Below are 583 nucleotides of genomic sequence, written 5' to 3'. Positions count from 1 at the left end.
CGCATGTCTTTCAGTTGAAGCATTACCGCTTCACCGTTATCCGCACCGATTTGGAATGATTTAGTACCGTGAGTACCGTTAAGTAGCTTGTTACCACCAAAAGACGTCGTTTCCGCGATACGGTTAAGCTCGTCGTTCAGTGCTGTTACTTCTTCTTGAATCGCTACACGCTCAGACTTAGAGTTTGAGCCGTTCGCAGATTGTAGAGAAAGATCACGCATACGTTGCAGGATGTTAGTCGTCTCGTTCATTGCACCTTCAGCGGTTTGTGCAATAGAGATACCGTCGTTCGCGTTACGAACAGCAACGTCTAAGCCGCGGCTTTGAACGTTCAAACGGTTAGAGATTTGTAGGCCCGCAGCATCATCTTTTGCGCTGTTGATTTTAGAGCCAGAAGCTAGACGCTCCATTGATGTTTGTTGTGCGCTGTTTGCGTTGTTTAGGTAACGTTGCGCAGTCATCGCTGAAACGTTGGTATTTACATTCACTGCCATGGTGATTTCTCCAATTGATTTTCCGGTATTGCGGTTTCCGACGTCTCGGAAAACCAAGTAGTTCTCTCAAAGTTACTTTTAATAACGGC

The 583-nt window shown here is 46.1% G+C and carries 1 pseudogene; it reads right to left on the bottom strand.

The features are described from left to right. Positions 1-494, bottom strand: a pseudogene (locus F0251_RS24360) (flagellin B); the annotation flags it as partial. Positions 495-583 lie beyond the last annotated feature (89 nt).

It is taken from the genome of Vibrio sp. 070316B (assembly GCF_013114115.1).
Taxonomy (GTDB): domain Bacteria; phylum Pseudomonadota; class Gammaproteobacteria; order Enterobacterales; family Vibrionaceae; genus Vibrio; species Vibrio chagasii_B.
Note: the sequence above shows the minus strand (reverse complement) of the source record. Positions and strands in the feature narration are given on the sequence as shown.